The 16,653-nt window shown below is 61.6% G+C and carries 14 protein-coding genes; 6 read left to right on the plus strand and 8 right to left on the minus strand.

The window, feature by feature from the left end:
• Positions 1-48: 48 nt before the first annotated feature.
• Positions 49-891, plus strand: a complete 843-nt coding sequence (gene cysT / locus ACTJJ7_RS17315) for a sulfate ABC transporter permease subunit CysT (RefSeq protein WP_105732265.1) — start codon at positions 49-51, stop codon at positions 889-891.
• 19 nt (positions 892-910) lie between these two features.
• Positions 911-1,738, plus strand: a complete 828-nt coding sequence (gene cysW, locus ACTJJ7_RS17320) for a sulfate ABC transporter permease subunit CysW (RefSeq protein ID WP_130270717.1) — start codon at positions 911-913, stop codon at positions 1,736-1,738.
• Here the strand turns inward: cysW and ACTJJ7_RS17325 are convergent.
• The 5 genes from ACTJJ7_RS17325 to ACTJJ7_RS17345 form a co-directional block, all read right to left on the minus strand.
• On the minus strand, positions 1,735-2,295 hold the full coding sequence (locus ACTJJ7_RS17325; RefSeq protein ID WP_245420959.1) for an RBBP9/YdeN family alpha/beta hydrolase: 561 nt from the start codon (positions 2,293-2,295) through the stop codon (positions 1,735-1,737). The genes cysW and ACTJJ7_RS17325 overlap by 4 nt on opposite strands.
• 164 nt (positions 2,296-2,459) lie before the next feature.
• Positions 2,460-3,410, minus strand: a complete 951-nt coding sequence (locus tag ACTJJ7_RS17330; protein WP_105732267.1) for a lysylphosphatidylglycerol synthase domain-containing protein — start codon at positions 3,408-3,410, stop codon at positions 2,460-2,462.
• 60 nt (positions 3,411-3,470) lie between these two features.
• Entirely contained in the window at positions 3,471-5,228 is a 1,758-nt protein-coding gene (gene ybaL, locus ACTJJ7_RS17335; protein WP_105732268.1) for a YbaL family putative K(+) efflux transporter, read from the minus strand.
• Positions 5,229-5,415: 187 nt separating this feature from the next.
• The gene (gene secD / locus ACTJJ7_RS17340; RefSeq protein WP_105732269.1) at positions 5,416-7,950 is read right to left on the minus strand and encodes a protein translocase subunit SecD; all 2,535 of its coding nucleotides are present in this window, start codon (positions 7,948-7,950) and stop codon (positions 5,416-5,418) included.
• A 109-nt stretch (positions 7,951-8,059) separates the two neighbouring features.
• Positions 8,060-8,476: a hypothetical protein gene (locus ACTJJ7_RS17345; protein ID WP_440968279.1), complete on the minus strand. Its 417-nt coding sequence runs from the start codon at positions 8,474-8,476 to the stop codon at positions 8,060-8,062.
• Between the two features lie 280 nt (positions 8,477-8,756).
• Between ACTJJ7_RS17345 and ACTJJ7_RS17350 the strand changes: the two genes are divergently transcribed.
• The 3 genes from ACTJJ7_RS17350 to guaD are packed head-to-tail and all read left to right on the plus strand — an operon-like array spanning position 8,757 to position 12,012.
• Entirely contained in the window at positions 8,757-9,410 is a 654-nt protein-coding gene (locus ACTJJ7_RS17350; protein ID WP_440968288.1) for a 2OG-Fe(II) oxygenase, read from the plus strand.
• A gap of 59 nt (positions 9,411-9,469) precedes the next feature.
• Positions 9,470-10,699, plus strand: coding sequence for a urate hydroxylase PuuD (locus tag ACTJJ7_RS17355; RefSeq protein ID WP_440968280.1), 1,230 nt, complete (start codon positions 9,470-9,472; stop codon positions 10,697-10,699).
• Positions 10,696-12,012, plus strand: coding sequence for a guanine deaminase (guaD, locus tag ACTJJ7_RS17360; RefSeq protein WP_440968281.1), 1,317 nt, complete (start codon positions 10,696-10,698; stop codon positions 12,010-12,012). Before ACTJJ7_RS17355 ends, guaD begins: the two co-directional genes overlap by 4 nt.
• Before the next feature lie 22 nt (positions 12,013-12,034).
• Here the strand turns inward: guaD and ACTJJ7_RS17365 are convergent, their stop codons facing one another.
• From ACTJJ7_RS17365 to ACTJJ7_RS17375, 3 genes are read right to left on the minus strand one after another with little or no spacing between them, the layout of a single operon-like run.
• The gene (locus ACTJJ7_RS17365) at positions 12,035-12,622 is read right to left on the minus strand and encodes a sarcosine oxidase subunit gamma (protein WP_440968282.1); all 588 of its coding nucleotides are present in this window, start codon (positions 12,620-12,622) and stop codon (positions 12,035-12,037) included.
• Entirely contained in the window at positions 12,615-15,605 is a 2,991-nt protein-coding gene (locus tag ACTJJ7_RS17370; RefSeq protein WP_105732275.1) for a sarcosine oxidase subunit alpha family protein, read from the minus strand. Before ACTJJ7_RS17370 ends, ACTJJ7_RS17365 begins: the two co-directional genes overlap by 8 nt.
• Positions 15,602-15,889, minus strand: coding sequence for a sarcosine oxidase subunit delta (locus ACTJJ7_RS17375; RefSeq protein WP_105732276.1), 288 nt, complete (start codon positions 15,887-15,889; stop codon positions 15,602-15,604). Before ACTJJ7_RS17375 ends, ACTJJ7_RS17370 begins: the two co-directional genes overlap by 4 nt.
• A 580-nt stretch (positions 15,890-16,469) precedes the next feature.
• On the opposite strand from ACTJJ7_RS17375, the gene ACTJJ7_RS17380 reads away from it, so the two are divergent.
• Positions 16,470-16,653, plus strand: a 184-nt coding sequence (locus ACTJJ7_RS17380; protein WP_440968283.1) for a hypothetical protein, incomplete at its 3' end; no start/stop codon positions are given.

Consider the following 16,653-nt stretch of genomic DNA (forward strand, 5'->3'; position numbering starts at 1 on the left):
TTTTCAACCTCTGCTTGCTTTCACGCGAACAGGCTTTAGAACCCGAGCATGCCGTTGTTTTCAAAATCCAGCCAGCGCGGATTGTTGCCGGGGTTCAGCCTGACCCTCGGCGTGACGCTGCTGTACTTCGCCGTCATCGTGGCTTTGCCCTTGCTGGCGATGCTGTACAAGTCGGTCAATCTCGGCTGGCCGGATTTCTGGGCGATCATTTCGTCCGAGCGCGCGGTTGCAACCTACAAGATTACCGTCGGGGCGGCGCTGCTTGCCACGCTGTTCAATGCATTGTTCGGCCTGCTGCTTGCCTGGGTGCTGGTGCGCTATGAGTTTCCGGGGCGGAGGCTGCTGGACGCAGTGGTTGACCTGCCGTTCGCCCTGCCGACAGCCGTTGCCGGTCTTGCGCTCGTCACCGTCTTTTCCGCCAATGGCTGGTTTGGCCGCTATCTGGAGCCCCTGGGCATCAAGGTCGCCTATGCGCCGCTCGGCATCGCCATCGCCATGATGTTCACCAGCATTCCCTTTGTCATCCGCACCGTACAGCCGGTGCTGGAGGATGTGGCTGTCGATGTCGAGGAAGCGGCGCGGTCGCTGGGGGCGACGAACTGGCAGATTTTTGCGCGGGTGATCTGGCCGGCGATTTTCCCGGCATTCATTGCCGGATGCAGCCTGTCCTTTGCCCGCAGCCTCGGCGAATTCGGCGCCATCGTCTTCATCTCAGGCAATCTGCCGTTCGAGACCGAGGTGATGTCGCTGCTCGTGTTCATCCGCCTCGATGAATATGACTATCCGGCGGCGGCGGCCATCGCCACCGTGATGCTGGTGCTGGCATTCCTCATGCTCTTTGTCACCAATTCCATTCAAGCCTGGCAGCTTCGTTATGCAGACCGCAGCTGAGCCCGCCGCGCCCGCAAAAATGCAGTCATCCCGGCGGCATGGCCAGCGCCCGGCACGCACGGCGCACTGGCTGCTGATCCTCGCCGCCATGGCGCTGTCGGCGCTGTTCATCGGCGTGCCGATTGCAGTGATTTTTACCTATGCGCTGCGCGAGGGCATCTCCGTCTATATCGCGCAGATCACCCAGCCCGCGACATTGCATGCGATCTGGCTGACCGTGCTGACGGCCATCGTCGTGGTGCCGATCAACATGGTCTTCGGCATCTGCGTCGCCTGGCTGGTCACGCGTTTCCGCTTTCCCGGCCGCCGGCTGCTGATCACCTTCATCGAGATTCCGTTTTCCGTCTCGCCGATTGTCGCGGGTGTGACCTATCTCTTCCTCTATGGCAGCCAGGGCCTGCTCGGTCCGCTGCTGGAGAGCCATGACATCAAGATCATGTTTACGGTGCCCGCGATCTTTCTGGTCAGCCTGTTTGTCACCAGCCCGTTCGTGGCGCGCGAACTCATTCCGCTGATGCAGGCGCAGGGCAGCGAGGACGAGGAAGCGGCCATCACCCTTGGAGCGTCGGGGCTGCAGACATTCTTCTATGTGACGCTGCCGAATATCCGCTGGGCGCTGCTCTACGGCGCGGTGCTATGCAATGCACGCGTCATGGGCGAGTTCGGTGCCGTGTCGGTGGTGTCGGGCGCCATCCGCGGCCAGACCAACACGCTGCCGCTGCAGATCGAACTGCTGTTCAACGATTACAACGTCACCGGGGCCTTTGCCGCCTCGTCGACCCTGGCGCTGATCGCGGTCGTCACCCTCATCCTCAAATATGTTCTGGAACGCAAGCAGGCGGGCTAGGCTGCCCGCCTGGTGCGAAGGGCATCGTCCGGCCGCCGCATGGACTGCGCCAGGATGTAACCTTCCGGCCATGCGCCGAAACCGCTGGCAACATTGATGTGGCCGGCATGACGCATGTCGACAAATCCCGAGCCCCAGATGTCTGCCAGCGCCTGCGCCTTGTTGAAGGACATGTAGGGGTCGTCGCGGCTGGCGGCGACGATGGAGGGAAAGCCGAAATCGTGACGCGGCAGCGGGGCAAAGCTGCGGAATTTCGGGTCCTGCACCGCCATGCGCTCGGCATCGGCGGGCGCCACCAGCACGGCGCCCGCCACATGGGCGGCGGAGGGGCGGCTGGCCAGATGGGCGACGAGCACGCAGCCCAGGCTATGGGCAACGAGAATGGCGCCGGGTGTTTCCGAGATCGCCGCTTCAAGCACATGCAGCCACTGCGACAGAACGGGGTTTTCCCAGTCATCCTGTTCGACAAGGCGGGCGGTATCGTCATCGGCCAGCCACTGCCGCTGCCAATGGCCTTTCCCGGAGCCGAGATATCCGGGAATGATCAATGTTGTCATCAGGCGCTCATCCTTCCAGCTTGGGAGGAAATGTTGAAATCACAGCCTGAAAATAGGTGCCGGCCCCCATTCTTTGAAGGAATGGGGGTCTAAAGTCGGGGTGTATTGGAAAAAAATTCCAATGCGAAAATCCGGAATCGTGAAATCGGTCCGGCGTTGGCTGCTCAGCTCTCGCTGTCTTTCTTGTACCAGCGCAACAGCAATTGCGAGCGCTCGAAAAACAGAACGACGAGCAACGACAGGGCAAAGGGGATCAGCAGGTAGAACAGACGGAAGATGATGAGGGCCGCCAGCACATCGGCCTGGTTCATGTCGGGAAGCCCGGTCAGGAAGACCAGTTCCAGCACGCCGAGGCCGCCCGGTGCATGGGAAATGAGGGCGGCGGAAAACGAGATGAGGAAAATCCCGAGCACGATGAGAAAGCCGGGATTACCCGCTTCGGGCAGGGTGAAATAGATGATGGCGGCGGCGCCGATCAGTTCCAGCGGTCCGACGATCAATTGCTGGGCGACAACGGTCAGACGCGGATATTCGAGCGTGAACTTGCGGATGCGCAGCGGCCGCAATTGCAGCCAGCTGCCGAAGACATAGAGCAGCACGAAGGCGAGGGCGCCGAAACCAAGGATATAGCTGAGGGAGAGCGGCCACTCATTGTTGAAGCGCTGCAGGATTTCCGGTTCAATCAGAAGCACGAACGCGCTGAGCGTAATGGTGCCGAGCATGAAGGTAAAGGAGCAGAAGGCAATGAGCAGGGCAATTTCCGCTGCGCTCATCCCTTGCGAAGAATAGGCGCGATAGCGCACCACCGCCCCCGAGATCACCGACGCGCCGATATTGTGCGAGAGCGCATAGGTGGTGAAGGAGCATAGGGTGATGAACAGCCAGGAAATCTTGCGGCGCAGATGCAGGAGCGCAATCCGGTCATAGCCTGCAAGGGCGGCGTAGGCGAGCAGGGAGGCAAGGGCGGCCAGAATCCAGCGGTGGGTCGGAATCGCATAGAGACTGTGGATCACATCCTCAAGGGATATGCTCCGCAACTCCCGGTAGAGGAGCCATGCGGAGACAGCAACAGCGGCCAACCCGATCACCGGCCATATATAATCCTTTAACTTCATACCTATTCCCGTCCAATCATTCTCACCTGGCTTGCGCCGCGAACCCCGTTTTTTCTTTGCTTATGCCGATAACGGCTCCTCCGGCTTCGGTTTGTCGAGATCGAGAATATGCGCGACAATTCCCCGGGCAATTTCCCGCTCGCCCATGATCACCGCGTCGGCACCCAGATCCTGCAGGTGCTGGACCTCGGCGTCCGAATGGGCCCGCGCCAGGATGCTGATCGCCGGGTTGGCGGCACGCGCCTTGACGACGATCTGGCCGGCTTCGAAGGCGTTGGGAATGGCGATGATGAGCTGTCTGGCTTCGGCAAGGTTGGCCGCGGCCAGCACATCGCCATTGGCGGCGTTGCCGACGATGGTTTCCACCTCGTCGTCGCGCAGCCTTGCCACGGTCTTGTCGGCATCCTCGATCACCAGGAACGGCTTGCCGACCTCCTTCAGCGCATCGCCCACCAGACTGCCGACACGGCCGTAGCCGATCAGCACCGCATGGTTGGTGAGGGTGGTGGGATGCAGCTCTTCCACGTCGGGTTCTTCGACGACCGTCGTCTCGGGGCTGGCTTCGGTTGCCGAGGCGGAGCGTTTTTCCAGCCAGGGTTTCAGATATCCCACCCCGGCAAAGACAACCGGATTGAGCAGGATCGACAGGATGGCGCCGCCAAGAATGAGATCACGCCCCTCCTGCGGCAGCATGCCAAGCCCGACACCCAGCTCCGCCAGAATGAACGAGAACTCGCCGATCTGCGCCAGACTGGCCGAAATGATCAGGGCGGTACCGGTGGGATAACCGAACGCCAGCACGATGAAGAAGGCTGCCAGCGATTTGCCCACCACGATGATCGCCAGCGTTGCCAGAAGCGGCAGCGGATCGTTGATGATGGTCATCGGGTCGAACAGCATGCCGACGGAGACGAAGAACAGCACGGCGAATGCATCGCGCAGCGGCAGGGATTCCTCCGCCGCCCGGTGGCTGAGTTCGGATTCGCTCATGATCATGCCAGCGAAGAAGGCGCCGAGGGCCAGCGACACACCGAAGAGTTTCGACGCACCGAAGGCGACACCCAGCGCAATGGCCAGCACGGCGAGCCGGAACAGTTCGCGCGAGCCGGTATGGGCAATGGCATGCAGTGTCCACGGGATGACGCGGCGGCCGACGATCAGCATCACGGCGACGAAGGCGGCAACCTTGCCGAGCGTCAGCCCGATGATGCCGCCAATGCCGAGGTTGAAATAGGCGGCGATGGGATCGCTGGCGATATGGGCAGCGGCTTCAGCCGCCGGGTTCTTGCCGTTGACGGCGTCGGCAATGGCCGGCAGCAGCACCAGCGCCAGAACCATGGCCAGGTCTTCGACGATCAGCCAGCCGACGGCGATGCGCCCGCGCTCCGTTTCGATCAGGCGGCGTTCCTGCATGGCGCGCAGAAGCACGACGGTACTGGCAACGGACAAAGCGAGACCGAAGACAAACCCCGCCTGCATGCTCCAGCCGAGAATCCAGGCAAGCCCGGCGCCGAGCAGAGTTGCCACGACAATCTGCACGATGGCACCGGGAATGGCGATCGCCCGCACCGACAGCAGGTCTTTCAGGGAAAAGTGCAGCCCGACGCCGAACATCAGCAGAATGACGCCGATCTCGGCAAGCTCGGCCGCCAGTTCCTGATCGGCGACAAAACCGGGTGTATGGGAGCCGGCAAGGACACCGGCGAGCAGGTAACCGACAAGGGGAGGAACGCGCAGACGGTTGGCAATCGCACCGAAGATGAAGGCCACCACAAGGCCCACAACGATTGTCGCAATCAGCGGCGTTTCATGAGGCATATGTCGGTGTCTCCCCCTGGGTCGTGATGAAAAATAATGAAATCAAACTGCGAACAGCTAATGACTGCCTCAGTATTGCGTACACATGATGTCTTGCAAACAACTTTTGTCGTTCTGCGGCGCATGAAATGCAATTTTTTTCATACGCCGCAGATATTTAGCCTGGAGAGCTCAGATCAGGCTCCGCTCAGCTCTTCACCGCCGGTGTCTCGCTCGATCCGATGCGGTGCTGGTGGTTCTTTTCCCACCAGGTTCCCAGAAGCAGAAGGATCGGCGCGGCGATAAAGATCGACGAGCTTGTGGCGATCACGACGCCGAAAAGCATCGGCAGCGCGAAGTTTTCCACGGCCTTGCCGCCCCAGATTGCCATGGGCAGCATGGCAAGGAAGATGGTGACCGAGGTGTAGATACAACGGGCCAGCGTCTGGTTGATACTCATGTCGATGATTTCGCGCAGCGGCATCTTCTTGTGAATGCGCAGGTTCTCGCGCATGCGGTCATAGACCACCACCTTGTCGTTGACGGAGTAGCCGATCATCGTCAGAAGCGCGGCGATGGCGGTGAGGTTGAAATCCAGCCCCATCAGGGCGAAGAAGCCCACCGTTTTCGTCGTGTCGAGGATGAGCGTTGCAATCGCGCCGAGGGCGAAGTGCCACTCGAACCGCCACCAGATATAGAGCAGCATGGCGATACTGGCGAGGATGACCGCCAGGACACCCGAGCGCGCCAGTTCCTGGCTGACCTTGGGTCCGACGACTTCCGAGCTTTCGATCTTCACGCCGGCATCGAGCTGTTCGACTGCGGCCTTGACCTTGGTCACGGCAGCCGTCTGGGCTTCTTCGCCGCCATCCTGGCGCTGGACGCGAATCAGGACCTGATTGTCGCCGCCGGCCTGCTGCAGCACGACCTCTCCGAGGCCGAGTGCTTCCAGCGAACTGCGCATGGTGGCGAGGTCAGCGGGCTTCGACGTGGTGACGGCAACCTGGATGCCGCCCTTGAAGTCGATGCCGTAGTTGAGGCCCGGGTGGATGAACAGGATCACCGAGGCGATCGACAGGAAGATCGAGACGCCGATACCGAAGAAGCGGGCGTTCATGAAGGAGATTTTCGTCGTCTCCGGAACCAGCTTGACCACGTGCTCGATGTGGATGGTCTTCATCTTGCGGCGGCGGACGATGGCCGTCATGACGATGCGCACGACGGTCACGGCGGTGAACATCGAAATCAGCGTGCCGATGACCATGGTGACGGCGAAGCCGCGGATCGGGCCGGTGCCGAACAGGAACAGCAGCAGCGTGGAAATCAGGTGGGTGACGTTCGCATCGACGATGGTGGCGTAGGCGTGCTTGAAGCCGCGGTCGACGGCGGCCATGGCGCCGATGCCCTTGCGGGCTTCTTCGCGGATACGCTCGTTGATGAGAATGTTGGCATCCACCGCAAAGCCGATGCCAAGGATGATGGCGGCGATACCGGGCAGGGTGAGGGTGGCGCCGATGAGGCTGAGCACGCCGAATGTCAGGATGACATTGAGCGCCAGCGCCAGGTTGGCGATGAAGCCCCATGCGCCATAGAGCACGAAGATAAAGCCGACGACGAGGGCGAAGCCGACAAGGCCGGTCAGGATGCCCATCTTGATGACGTCGCCGCCCAGATCAGGACCAACCGTGCGTTCTTCGATGACCGTCAATGGCGCGGGCAGGGCACCGGCGCGCAGCAGGGCGGCTGTTGTCACCGTGTCCTGCACCGTGAAATTGCCGGTAATCTGGCCGGAACCGCCGGTGATCGGCACCTGAATGACGGGCGCGGTCAGCACCTTGCCGTCGAGAACGATGGCAAAGGGACGGCCGACATTCTGGCTGGTGATTTCGGCAAACTGGCGTGCACCGACATTGTCGAAGCGGAACGAGATGATCGGCTGGTTGGTCTGCGGGTCGAAGGCGGCGCGGGCGTCGGTCAGGCGTTCACCGCTGAGCGCAACGCGGTCCTCGACGGGATAGGTCTGGCCGGGATTCTTGGCATCCGGCAGGATGGAAATGCCGGGCGGCGGCGTATCGCCGAAATTGCGGTCGGCGACCATGTGGAACGTCATCTTCGCCGTGCTGCCGAGCAGCGCGCGCAGCTGGGACGGATCCTGCAGGCCGGGAAGCTGGACGACGATACGGTCGGAGCCGACGCGCTGGATCGACGGTTCGGCCACGCCGACCTGATCGACGCGGCGGCGGACGATTTCAAGGCTCTGCTGCAGGGCGTTGTCGAGCCTGTCCTTCATGCCGGCATCCGTCAGGGTGAGACGGATCGTGTTGTCGGCCGAGGTGATATCGATGTCGCTGACCGGGGCGGCGAAGCCGACCTGGGCGACCTGGGCCGTCAGTTCCTTCAGAACGGTCACGGCGCGGTCGCGCTGAGCCTGGTCGGCAATGGTCACGATGACGGAATCACCGGCGATGCGCACCGACTGCGCCTGAATGCGTTCGGTGCGCAGCTTGTTGCGCGCATCGTCCAGCATGGCACGGACGCGGTCCTTCTTCAGGGCCGCGGCGTCGACTTCAAGAACGAGATAGGAACCGCCGCGAAGATCGAGACCGAGCGAAATCTGCTTTTTCGGCAGCCAGTTGGGCAAGGCATCGAGCTGTGCTTTGGTGAAAATATTGGGCAGTGCGAGAATGATGCCCGCAAGAATGATGAAAATATAGGTTCCCAGAACCCATTTCGAAGTGCGCATATCAGTGTTCCGTCATGAATTGCGGCGAGGCTGCCGGGAAATGGTCACGTCTGTTCCGGGCGGCTGCCGATGGTGTTGCGTTGGAACCGTTGCCGAGCAACGGATTGCCTCAGGCAAGCGCGAGGGGTGGAGCCCGGGCGCTAAAAACGCTGATCCGGTCCAGCGCCAGGCTGGAACCGGTTTCGAAGGGGGCGGCAGACTGTGCGCCGGCCAGAATCAGGGCATTCCCGTCCGGCACAATGCCGTCATGGGAATTCGTATCCGCGCGCAGGCCGCTTTTGATCTTCAGGTGCAGGGCTTCGAGCGCTGCGATGCGCATGGAGTTCTGCACAGGGGCGGAGCGATTGTCGCTCTCATGGGCGAGGCGGGCATCGTCGCGCACCGGCGCGCTGGCGCGGTTGTTGCGCAGGTCCGTTTCGGGAGCGGCGATATAGACGGCGCCCAGGGTCGCAATGAGCCAGAAGATAGAAATCAGCAGCGGAGCGGATCCACGCCTTTCTGATTTGCCATTTCTGTTCAAGCCCATATGCGTTTCCAGCATTTCCCGTTCGCGGTCTGTCAGACCCCGTTGCGACTCTATTTATGAAGTCCGGGATGCTGAGTCACTTAAAATCGTCGCGCACCCGGCCTCATGACCAAAAAAACCGTCGTTTTTGTGAAGCGCAGGCCCTTTCATCCTACTCTGCGCAGGAAACGGGTGGTCGATCAGCTCGCATTGCTGTCTCCTGTGCAGGACTTTCTGCGTGAGTAAGGATGCCGCAATGCCAGAGCTGAGCCCTATTGATTGGACCGCCGCACAAACGGAGATGGAGGCTTCCGGCTGCACCATCCTGCGTAATGTCCTGTCGCAGACCGAATGCCGGATGCTGGCGGATGCCTATCCCGACGATACCATCTTCCGCAAGCGCATCGTCATGGCGCGGCATGGCTTCGGGCAGGGGGAATACAAGTATTTCTCCTATCCGCTCCCCGAAATTGTCCACGGGTTGCGGGAAGCGCTCTATCCGCCGCTGGCCGATATCGCCAATCGCTGGAACGGGCAGATGGGCATCGACATCCGCTATCCCGAGGCGCATCCGGCTTTCATCGCGCGTTGCCATGCCGCCGGGCAGGACCGGCCGACGCCGCTGCTGCTGGAATATGGCGCGGGCGACTACAACTGCCTGCATCAGGATATCTATGGCATTCACGTGTTCCCGCTGCAGGTGGCGTTTCTGCTGAAAGAGCCGGGAGCGGATTTCACCGGGGGTGAGTTCGTGCTGACCGAGCAGCGCCCGCGCATGCAGTCGCGGGCGGAGGTGGTGCCGCTGCGGCAGGGGGATGGCGTGGTCTTTCCGGTCAGCCAGCGCCCCGTCAAGGGATCGCGCGGCTATTACCGGGTCAACATGCGCCATGGTGTGAGCCGCGTGCGCAGCGGCCAGCGCCATACACTCGGGATTATCTTTCACGATTCCAAGTAGTTCATCACCTTGCATCGGGCCGCGAACACACGCATTGTGATGCTTTGCATGAGGCCCCGATGGATTACCTTATTTTCTGGGAATGGCTCAGCTTTGCCGCCCGCTGGTTGCATGTGATCACTGCAATCGCCTGGATCGGCTCATCCTTCTATTTCATCGCGCTCGATCTGGGACTGCGCCGCCATCAGGGCCTGCCGCAGGGGGTGAATGGCGAGGAATGGCAGGTGCATGGCGGCGGCTTCTACCACATCCAGAAATATATGGTCGCGCCGCCCAACATGCCGGAACATCTGATCTGGTTCAAATGGGAGTCCTATGCCACCTGGCTCTCAGGCTTTGCGCTTCTGTGCATCGTCTATTATGCGGGCGCCGACCTTTATCTCATCGACCGCAATGTTCTCGATGTATCGACGCCGGTCGCCATCCTGATCTCGCTGGCGTCGATCGGCCTCGGCTGGCTGATTTACGATCTCCTGTGCAAGTCGCCGCTGGCGAACAATGACACGGCGCTGATGCTCATTCTCTATGCGGTCATCGTCTTCATGGCATGGGGCTATACGCATCTGTTCACCGGGCGCGCCGCTTTCCTGCATCTCGGTGCGTTCACCGCCACGATCATGTCGGGCAATGTATTCCTTCTGATCATTCCGAACCAGAAGAAGGTCGTCGCCGACCTGATCGCCGGCAAGACGCCCGATCCGAAGCTCGGCAAGCAGGCGAAGCAGCGCTCGACGCACAACAATTATCTGACGCTGCCCGTCATTTTCCTGATGCTGTCCAATCATTATCCCTTGGCAAGTTCGACGGAATTCAACTGGATCATCGCCGCGCTGATTTTCATCATCGGCGTGCTCATCCGCCACTATTTCAACTCGAAACATGCCGGAACCGGCAATCCGCACTGGACATGGCTGGCCTCGGCCGTGCTGTTCATCGTCATCATCTGGCTGTCGACGGTGCCGAAGATGTTGCAGGGACCGGAAAAAGTCTCGAATGCCGCCGCGCCGTTTCTCGCCGCGCAGAACTTTCAGGAGGTGCGCGACACGGTCATGGGGCGCTGTTCCATGTGCCACGCGGCGGAGCCGTCCTTTGAGGGCATCGTGCACGCGCCCAAGGGAATTCGCCTCGATACGGATGAACTGATTGCGACTCATGCCAGCCAGGTCTATCTGTTCGCCGGAGCCAGCCACGCCATGCCGCCGGGAAACCTGACGCAGATGACAGATGCCGAGCGGTCCCGGATCGTGGCGTGGTATCGTTCTGCGGTATCGGGAAAATCCACGCAATGATCGAACTTCTGTTACGCGGACGTCTGCTGACGTTTCACGACGAGCCGCTGGCTGGCGACGCCAGCCCGGACGCGTTTACCTATATCGAGGACGGCGGGCTGCTGATCCGCGACGGCAAGATCCGGGCCATCGACGACTATGGCCGGTTGCGCGCCGGCGAAGGCAGGAATGTCGAGGTCATCGACCATCGCCCGCATTTGATCATGCCGGGCTTCATCGACACGCACATCCATTACCCGCAGATGCAGGTTGTCGCCTCCTATGCGGGCGAACTGATGGAATGGCTGAACAAATACACCTTTGTCGAGGAACAGAGGTTTTCCAATCAGGGCCATCCCGAGCGCATCGCCTCAGCCTTCTTCGATGAGTTGATCCGCCACGGCACCACCACGGCCGCCGCCTATTGCACCGTGCACAAGGCATCGGTCGAGGCATTCTTCACCGAGGCGGACCGTCGCAACATGCGTATGATCGCGGGCAAGGTGATGATGGACCGCAACGCGCCATCAGGTCTTCTCGACACGGCTCAGTCGGGCTATGACGACAGCAAGGAGCTGATCGGCAAATGGCACGGCACCGGGCGTCAGCTCTATGCCATCACGCCGCGCTTTGCACCGACATCGACGCCGGAACAGCTTGAATTGAGCGGGCTGCTCGCCCGCGAATATCCTGATCTGCACGTGCAGACGCATCTGTGCGAAAACACCGCCGAGATCGCCTTCGTCGCCGAGCTGTTCCCGTGGAGCCGGGATTACACGCAGGTTTATGAGCATTACGGCCTGCTTGGCCCCAAGACTTTGCTTGGCCATTGCATCCATCTGACAGATGCGGAAATTGCTGCCATCGCCAATAGCGGGTCCGTCGCGGTCTTCTGCCCGACCTCCAATCTGTTCATCGGCAGCGGCCTGTTCAATCTGGCGCGCCTCGAGGCATCCAACCCGCCGGTGCGCCATGCCATTGCCACCGATATTGGCGGCGGCACATCCTATTCCATGCTGCGCACGCTGGACGAGGGCTACAAGATCCTGAACATTCAGGGCCAGCGCTATCACCCGCTGCGCTCGTATTATCAGGCGACGCTCGGCAATGCCCGCGCGCTGTCGCTGCAGGGCATCATCGGCGCGTTGACGCCGGGGGCGGAAGCCGACTGCATCGTGCTCAATGCACGCTCGACCCCGGCCATGCGCCTGCGCATGGAAACGGTGGAAACCCTCGTCGAAGAGCTGTTCCTGATGCAGACCATGGGCGACGACCGCACGATTGCGGAAGTCTATATCGCGGGAAAACCGGCAAAGAGCCTGCTCGCATCATAACGAGCGACAAGCCGGAAACTGCTCATTCGACGCGGTAGCCGACTTCCGCCGCCGCATGCCCCAGCGTCTGCCAGAACGAGCGGGCAAAGGTGCGGAACACGTAGAGATCGAAGGTTTCCGCGTCGGTCCGCTGGATATTGGCGTGGATATCGTGGTGCAGCGTGGCGCGGCCGAAACCGACGGGAAAGCCGTGTTCGGAAAAGTCGATGGCAAACAGCTTCGACAGCACCCATTCCGACCACGGGCCCTTGACGCGAATGGCGGTGCGGCCATGGGTAAGGTCAATGATCGTGCCGGTTTCCAGCGGGATGGCCCTGCGCAGGCGTTCCTCCAGATCATCGGACGGAGCCACGACGAAATAACGTCCGGGCGCGAAACCGAAGGCGGATTTTTCGCCTGCGCTGCGCCCCGCGCCGGGTTTGTCGGCAAGGTTCAATCCGGTGACATCGCCGATGGCGGTCAGCACGGCGGGGATGGTTCCGCGCCATGCGGTGACCTGCACGATGGAAACATCCCTGCGCTCGGTCAGGACAAGACCGATGCCACCGGCGGAGTTGCCATGGTCACCCGGAACAAAGACATGGCCGAGGGGAGATTGTGGTTCAGCCATGCATCCGGCTCCCCTCTGGATCAAACATGTGGTGACTGACGATTTCGACGGCGCCGTGCTTGCCGCGCAGAAGGTCCGTCGCATAGGCGCGGTTGCCGATCATCGACGTGCCGTGCTTGACCAGCGCCAGCGCGATGTATTTGCCGAGCGCCGGGGAATAGCAGGCCGCAGTGACGTGGCCGAAACTGTCGGCGGGTTCACGCGGCGCCGCATCGCTGACGATATGGCTGCCGCCATTGATCGACTGGTTGTCGAGCGAGATCAGGCCGACCAGCGACAGGCGGTTTTCATCGTTCAATCCCGCGCGGTCCTTCATGCCGGAGCCGATATAGGGCTTCTTCTTCGACAGCATCCAGTCGAGATGCAGGTCGTGTGCGGTGGTGCGGCCGTCGATTTCGGCGCCGGTGACGTGGCCCTTTTCAATGCGCAGCGTGCCGAGCGCTTCCAGCCCGTAGGGCATGATGTCAAAGGGTTTGCCCGCTTCGAGCAGCGCTTCCCAGACCTGCGTGCCGAAACCGGCGCCGCAATAGACTTCATAGGCTAGCTCGCCCGAGAAGGAGAGGCGGCAGATCATGACCGGCACGTCGCCGATAAAGCCGTGCACGATGCCCATGAACGGCAGGGTTGCATTGTCGACGCCGGTGCCCGTGACGCAGGCTTCCAGCACCGCGCGGGCTTTCGGACCGGATACGGCCGTCCCGGCCCAGACATCGGTCACCGAGGTCAGGTGCACGCGCAGGTCCGGCCAGACGCAATCCAGATAGAACTCCAGATGCTGCATGACGTTCCCGGCATTGGCCGTTGTCGTTGTCATCAGGAACTGCGTTTCGCTGAGGCGCCATGTGGTGCCGTCATCATAGACAATGCCGTCCTCGCGCAGCATCAGACCGTAGCGCGCCTTGCCAACCGGCAGGGTGGAAAACATGTTGGTGTAGACGCGGTCGAGGAATGCAGCCGCGTCGGGGCCCTGAATGTCGATCTTCCCGAGCGTCGAGACATCGACAATCCCGACGCTCTGCCGCACGGCGCGCGCTTCGCGCACATAGGCCTGTTCGACGGTTTCACCGTGGCTGCCATAGATCATCGGGCGGTGCCACAGGCCTGCCTCGTAGGTCCTGGCGCTGTTGGCCAGATGCCAGTCATGCATCGGGGTCAGCCGGTGCGGCCGCAGGTCGCCATAACGCTCGCCGGCAATCGCACCGAAGGATACCGGGGTGAACGGCGGACGGAAGCGGGTCGTGCCTGCCTCCGGAATGCTGATGCCGCGCACATCCGCCATGATGGCAAGGCCGGGAATATTCGATGTCTTGCCCTGGTCGGTCGCCATGCCCAGCGTGGTGTAGCGCTTCAAATGCTCGACCGAATGGAAGCCTTCGCGATAGGCGAGGCGGATATCGTCGGCGGTGACATCGTGCTGGAAATCGACGAATGCCTTTTGCGATTTGGCCGCAGGCTCGATTTCAAACACCGGGGCGGGCGATGCATCGAACATCGGGGCGTCGACCGCAGGCAGCTTTGGCTTGGTCTTGGACGAGGTGCCCTTGGTCGCGCCGTCGGAGAAGACGCTGACCGTATCCATGTACCCGGCCGCCGATCCCGCCGTCACCCAGTTCTGGTTGGCTTCCGGCGGCAGGAAGGCCTGCAAATCCTCGTCCCACTCCGGCTTGCCGCCCGCCTGGCTGGCGAGATGGATCGCCGGGGACCAGCCGCCGGATACGCCGAGGCAATCGGTCTTGATTTCCCGCGCCGCGCCGGAGACATGGCCGGTCTGCGCATTGAAATGCTGCACGGTGATGGAGCTGAGCGTCTTGCCCGCATGGGTGCCGGTAACGGCATGGCCGAGAACCAGTTCCGCTCCGGCCGCCGAGGCAATCTCGATGCAGGCGCCGGATATGTCCGCGCGCACATCGACGATGGCAACGATATTGACGCCTGCCTGCGCCATGGCGCGGGCCGCTTCGTAGGCGCTGTCATTGTTGGTGAACAGCGTGACATTGTTTCCCGCAGCCACGCCGTATTCGATGGCATAGCGCCTGACCGCATCGGCCAGCATGACACCGGGGCAGTCATTGCCGGGAAAGACGATGGGCCGCTCGAAGGCACCTGTCGCCAAAATGGTCTTGCCGGTGCGGATGACCCAATGGCGCTGGCGCGCCTGTCCCTTGGTGCGGTTCGGCTTGAAATCCGAGACATGCTCGAGGGCGGTCAGGACATTGCCATCGTAATAGCCCCAGACGGAAGTCCGGGTCAGGAAGCGTACATTGGGCAGGCCCGCGAGCGCGGCCGCCTTTTCCCGCGCCCAGACCGCGGCATTGCGCCCGTCGATCAGTTCGGCCGATGCGAGCAGCGCGCCGCCGGCAACCGGCCGTTCCTCGGCGATGATCACCTGCGCGCCGGTTTCCGCCGCCGCTTCCGCTGCCAGCAGTCCGGCCGGGCCGGTACCCACCACCAGCACGTCGCAGAAGGCATTCATGCGCTCGTAATGGTCGGGATCGGCAGCAATGCCCGCCTTGCCGAGACCGGCGGCGCGGCGGATGAATTTTTCAAAGAACATCCAGACCCTGGTGCTGCGCAGCGGGCCGATGGCCGGGCCCATGAAGGTCTTGTAGTAGAAACCCGCCGATAATATCGGCCCGGCCAGCTGGTTGATCGCCATGACATCGTGTTCGAGCGAGGGAAAGCGGTTCTGGCTTTCGGTGACGAGACCGTCATGGATTTCCAGTTCCGTGGCGCGGACATTCGGCTCGCGCACCTCGCCTGACAGAACGGTGACGAGCGCATTGGGTTCGTCGCTGCCCGCGGCAAAGACACCGCGCGGCCGGTGATATTTGAACGAGCGGCCGAACAGCGTCACGCCATTGGCGAGGAGGGCCGAGGCCAGCGTATCGCCGGGATGGCCGCTATAGGCCCTGCCGTCGAAGGTGAACCGCACCGTCTTGGCGCGGTCGATCCGCCCGCCCTTGGAAAGCCGTGACGCGGTCATGGGCGATCACCGCCTTTCCCTGATGCAACGGCATCGCGGGCAAAACCCACGGATGAAATGACGTGGGTCGCCATATCGCGGGTGACGACCAGATGCTGGCGGCAGCCGCCGCTGTGCAGCCAGAATTCGCGGTGGCCGCCCATGGGGTTGGCGCGGTCATAGACATAGGCGTTCCATGCGGCCTGATCGGTTGAGGCCGGGTCTGGACGCTGGCGCGTGGCGTCGCCCTGATAGGTGAATTCGATGACGTCGCGCGGGCCGCAATAGGGGCATTTGATGATCATGGTCTTCTGGTCTCGAAAGCGAATCTGTTGCGGTTGGACGTTTGTTTCCCGATTGTGCCAGTCAACAGTGTGCATCTGTACTGGTCAAGATGAGCGCGAGGTGAAGACGAGCAAAATTGTGACTTTGGCAAGTTTCGGGCCTGCCGCAGGTGTGACGATGCATGATTACCCCTGGTTTATGCTACTGTCGCATCGCTGGAATGGTCATCACGATAGCGGCGAGCACTGTCAACAAGCCGACCAGTGGCGAGAATGAAAGCAGAAAGTGCCTTGATTGTGCCGACATGAACGGGCAAATCGGCGAAGCAAACTGTTCATAAATGGACCCAGGGTCAGGACTCACCAATATGATCGAAATGGCGCCGATACGGCAAAAAGATGCGAGAAGAGGTGTGAAGGGCGGGGCCTTCCCCCCGGCCGAGCGGCTCGACACAGCAGCTTGTAGCCGTTTCGGCGTCCGCAGGATATGGTCTTTTCGCCCGGCTACAGCGTCGCAAAGGACTTGAGAATGGATAAACATTCCCATCGCCTTTGCTCCTCGTATCCGAACGAAAAGCCTCATACCATTTCGACCAGATTGATGAGTCCTGACCCTGAACCTGTGATCTCATCTTTTCTTCGGCAGATTCTTCTGACGATTGCCGCCGTTCTGTTCCTGGCGGCCCCGGTGCAATTGGCTTTGGCGCAGACCCCGGCGCCAGCACCAGCACCGGCCCCGGCAGCCACATCGCCTGCACCAACCCCGGCACCGGAGCCTGCGCCCG

The sequence above is a fragment of the Phyllobacterium sp. 22229 genome (assembly GCF_052056495.1).
In the GTDB taxonomy this organism is placed as follows: Bacteria; Pseudomonadota; Alphaproteobacteria; order Rhizobiales; family Rhizobiaceae; genus Phyllobacterium; species Phyllobacterium myrsinacearum.

Coding starts and splice junctions, on each gene's coding strand:
- cysT (WP_105732265.1), top strand. CDS start 49: ATGCCGTTGTTTTCAAAATCCAGCCAGCGCGGATTGTTGCCGGGGTTC.
- cysW (WP_130270717.1), top strand. CDS start 911: ATGCAGTCATCCCGGCGGCATGGCCAGCGCCCGGCACGCACGGCGCAC.
- ACTJJ7_RS17325 (WP_245420959.1), bottom strand. CDS start 2,295: ATGACAACATTGATCATTCCCGGATATCTCGGCTCCGGGAAAGGCCAT.
- ACTJJ7_RS17330 (WP_105732267.1), bottom strand. CDS start 3,410: ATGAAGTTAAAGGATTATATATGGCCGGTGATCGGGTTGGCCGCTGTT.
- ybaL (WP_105732268.1), bottom strand. CDS start 5,228: ATGCCTCATGAAACGCCGCTGATTGCGACAATCGTTGTGGGCCTTGTG.
- secD (WP_105732269.1), bottom strand. CDS start 7,950: ATGCGCACTTCGAAATGGGTTCTGGGAACCTATATTTTCATCATTCTT.
- ACTJJ7_RS17345 (WP_440968279.1), bottom strand. CDS start 8,476: ATGGGCTTGAACAGAAATGGCAAATCAGAAAGGCGTGGATCCGCTCCG.
- ACTJJ7_RS17350 (WP_440968288.1), top strand. CDS start 8,757: ATGGAGGCTTCCGGCTGCACCATCCTGCGTAATGTCCTGTCGCAGACC.
- ACTJJ7_RS17355 (WP_440968280.1), top strand. CDS start 9,470: ATGGATTACCTTATTTTCTGGGAATGGCTCAGCTTTGCCGCCCGCTGG.
- guaD (WP_440968281.1), top strand. CDS start 10,696: ATGATCGAACTTCTGTTACGCGGACGTCTGCTGACGTTTCACGACGAG.
- ACTJJ7_RS17365 (WP_440968282.1), bottom strand. CDS start 12,622: ATGGCTGAACCACAATCTCCCCTCGGCCATGTCTTTGTTCCGGGTGAC.
- ACTJJ7_RS17370 (WP_105732275.1), bottom strand. CDS start 15,605: ATGACCGCGTCACGGCTTTCCAAGGGCGGGCGGATCGACCGCGCCAAG.
- ACTJJ7_RS17375 (WP_105732276.1), bottom strand. CDS start 15,889: ATGATCATCAAATGCCCCTATTGCGGCCCGCGCGACGTCATCGAATTC.